The 3,550-nt window shown below is 45.4% G+C and carries 2 protein-coding genes; both read right to left on the bottom strand.

The window, feature by feature from the left end; genetic code table 11:
• Positions 1 to 311: 311 nt before the first annotated feature.
• Entirely contained in the window at positions 312 to 2,210 is a 1,899-nt protein-coding gene (locus PX481_RS14005; protein ID WP_288059547.1) for a CRTAC1 family protein, read from the bottom strand.
• A gap of 51 nt (positions 2,211 to 2,261) precedes the next feature.
• Complete coding sequence (locus tag PX481_RS14000; RefSeq protein ID WP_288023601.1) at positions 2,262 to 3,314, bottom strand: DUF1702 family protein; 1,053 nt, start codon at positions 3,312 to 3,314, stop codon at positions 2,262 to 2,264.
• Between the last annotated feature and the right edge of the window lie 236 nt (positions 3,315 to 3,550).

Raw genomic sequence — 3,550 nt, 5'->3', positions numbered from 1 at the left:
TGGGAGTGATCAGGGGGAAAATTCCTGGACTTTTTCCCTGAAAATTAGGTAATTGGCCCCCTCAAAACCGGTAAAACCCCACACCCCACACCCCACACCCCACACCCTGCCACCACCGAAAAACTTTTTCAGCAGACCCTAACTAGACACAATCGGAAAATTATGCCCCCGTCAGACCGAATCCACAAGCATTTTAACTTAACGTCCACCGACTGCCAGGCGGCGGACGGAGCTAAATAAGGATCGGGAGGTCAGTCCCCGTCATACCTAACGATAAAGGGCGCAAACCTTAGGCCCTTTACAGAATGATTTTAAACCGATTGCTCTAGCAAAATTGTCTGTTTACCCGATGTTAATAATAACTGGGTTTGCTTAATTTCTCCCTTGTGGTTACGCCATTGAATGTCAACGGGTAAAGCGGTATTAGGGTCAATTTTGCCTAAACCAAAGTGTAATACTGGACTTCTCACGCCAGAATGACCATTGCCCCCATCTACCTGCGCCACCAGCTGACTGCCATCAGGTAGAGACACCTTAACCGCTGCGCCAATTGCGGGGATACCCATTTTCCCTTTTTCTGAAGAGGGATTAGGGGAGAGCGCAGGGTTTAAAAGCTCTAATTCCAGAGATTGACCGATATTTGGACTATCATTGCGGTAAAAATAAGAGGTTTCCCACTGATTTGCCACTACAAAGTCTAAATCCCCATCTCCATCCACATCGGCGGTGGCAATTCCTCTGGTGACAGAGGGATCATCTAAGCTTAATTGCGATGCCAAATCATAGTAACGTCCATCTTTACCCCGCACAAAAAAGGGATTATGTTGATGACCACTTAAATCGTCTCCATCTTGGAAATGAAACCAACTATTGGGGATTTTCAGGACTTGATCATTACTCATGGCTAACTCATGTAATTCCGGCCAACGATTGATGTCACCTTTACGAAATCCTGTGGCTTGCAACGCTTCTAACTCCCCATCATTATCAAAATCGCCGAATTTTGTTTCCCAACTCCAGCCACTACGAGAGACTCCCAGGGGTTCGCTTTTATCGACATAAGGGGCGATTCCTCGGGACATTTTCTCCGTTTCTCCCGTACTGGTAAAGAGAAAATGACTTTCCTCTAGGGCGTATTCCGAAGCAATATTACTCACATAGATGTCTAGGAGTCCATCATGGTTAATATCTCCGAAATCTACCCCCATTCCCTTAAAGCCATCATGGCCCAGTACCTTAGAATTAGGTGTCGTTAAACCTTTTTGCCCTTCCAGTAAGGCAAATTGGAGATGTCCTCTAGTAGAACGATTATGTAAGAGGCGATCGGGTCCGAAATCATTGGCAAAATAAATCTCTGGCAATAAATCCCCGTCTAAATCGGCTGTTCCGACGGCCAATGTCCAACCATGAGCAATTTTCTCCTCAAAAGCATCTTGGACTTCTTGATAAGTCACTCCAGTGGTAGAGGCATCGGACCACAAGAAAACTCGATTTTTACCGCCATTATAAGCACGGGTCATCGAATCTTGCATTTTCTCGATTTTCTGGGAATTGACATCCAAAATCTCGGCATTATCTGGGAAGTAATTGCCAATGATTAAGTCTGGGTGTCCGTCCCCATCTAAATCCGAGAAGGTTGCCGCGTTGGTGTACCATTTTTCCCTTTTTTGGCTGATTTGCTGCTGAAGATAACCTTGATCTTGCCTGATAAAAGCGATCGGTGTTCGTCCCCAATAATACACCAATAGATCCCTGAGTCCATCTTCATTGAGATCACTGGGAATACATCCCATGGGGGCCATGGTTTGGTCGTTATAGTCAAAATCGGTGACATTCAGGGTGAAGGGCTGATAACGATTGCCCGTACCCGGAACAGGCGAGATAATCACCTGATTACTTTGGGTTTCTACATGACAGAGATCATTATCCAAGCCATCTCCATCGAAATCCCCCAGGGCAACTGCCGCCCCAACTGCCGAAATCCAGCCCGAATGACGGCTTAAACTGGGATTTGTCGGTCTTTCTACTTGATAGGGTTGATTTTCTAATTCGGGTAAGGGAAAACGAGTAAAGGCAAAGCGAGAAGCGATCGCATCTCTTTCGGCCATTGATAGGGCGGGGAGACGGGAAACAGAGAATAAGACTAAAATTAGCCCCAATGCCAAGATAGACTTACTATGGCCTCGGATGAATTTTTCCAAACGATTCATGGTTTCAAAGAAGTAACTACATTCAATCTAAGCTTAAGACAGTTGAGGGGATTAGGTGCGAAAATGACTTTGGATGGCTTGTCGCCATTGTTCATAGGCAGGGATTTGGTCGTGGTAATCTAAGCCGATGAGGGTATCATCAGTGATCTTGGCTGTTTCAGTAATAGCCATTCCACACAAAATTTGACAGGCTATTTCGGTATTTTCCTGGCAGTTTTCGGCTAGTAAACGTGCTTTTGCGGCAAAAGCTGCTCCCTGGGCTAATTCTGCTCTATAAGGTTCAGCAAGCTGTTTTAAATGTTGAATTTCTTCGGGAGACACTCCCCCCGCATAAGTGCAAGCCAAGCCGATCCCACTCCATAAATGGGGTTGAAGCAGCGGGTCGAATTTTTGGATCTGATCGGCAATTTCGGGAATATTTGCCCCTTTCACAAACCAAAGACTGCGCCCTAACCCTTGAGCAAAAACAAGACGCGCATAACCCGATAATTCTTGAGGAGACTTTCTCTCTCGGATATACTTAGGCCAGGCAAAGTATCCTTGATGAAATCCATAGCCGTCAAGGGCTAACCAACCTAATAGGGAATCTGGAAAATGTTGGGCAGAATGTTCTAATTTTTGGAGATAAAAGCGCAAAGAAAAAGGAATACGGGCTAATTGCCATCCTTTCCCTACATAGGCCATGTAAATATGCTTTTTCCCCTCGTTTGCTAAAAAATGCTCAAAGCGATTGCGCTTACCCAGGGTTAAACAATCTAGCAAAGATAAAGCCATCGCTGCCCCTTCATAAGCAAATCCTCTCAAATTGAGCGTGACACCTTCAAGAAGAGGAAACAAGTCCGTGAGAGAATGAGCCATAATTGCTGCATTATAGCCATAGATAAAAGTTTGCCCGATCGTTTCCAAATATATCTGTTTTTGAGGCTGAACAGCCGGGCTGCGGCTTTGCGGATCACAGATGAATCCACGCTGATTAAAGGTTGCCGCTTGGGGTGAAAGGAGCAACAATCGTTGTGGAAAACGATTTACCTGCCTAGGAGAAAATTTGTGATCAAAATTGACAGCAGGATGCTCGAAGGGTGTGCCTGAGAAATTAGATGCCATTGTTAAAAAAAGTTGACAAAGTTGACAACCCTTGATGGGAGGCCGAAGATATGACCTCATGTTACCTTAAACAAAGTTTATTTGTTGACATCCTCACCGCCGTAAACGGACGGTGATTCCCAAACCTCACGATTTGGGTTTCTGCTTCTTTCCCGAAGGATTTTTCGCACCTGCCTTAACAGATTTACTCTGTTCTGGTCTTATGGTCGCTCTACAGACTGACACCGCAAGCCCTG

This window comes from Microcystis sp. M53603_WE2 (assembly GCF_030065435.1).
This window is presented reverse-complemented; position numbering and strand designations above follow the sequence as displayed.

Bases quoted from the DNA above. Each gene is read 5' to 3' on its own strand.
- PX481_RS14005 (WP_288059547.1), bottom strand. From the start codon at position 2,210: ATGAATCGTTTGGAAAAATTCATCCGAGGCCATAGTAAGTCTATCTTG.
- PX481_RS14000 (WP_288023601.1), bottom strand. From the start codon at position 3,314: ATGGCATCTAATTTCTCAGGCACACCCTTCGAGCATCCTGCTGTCAAT.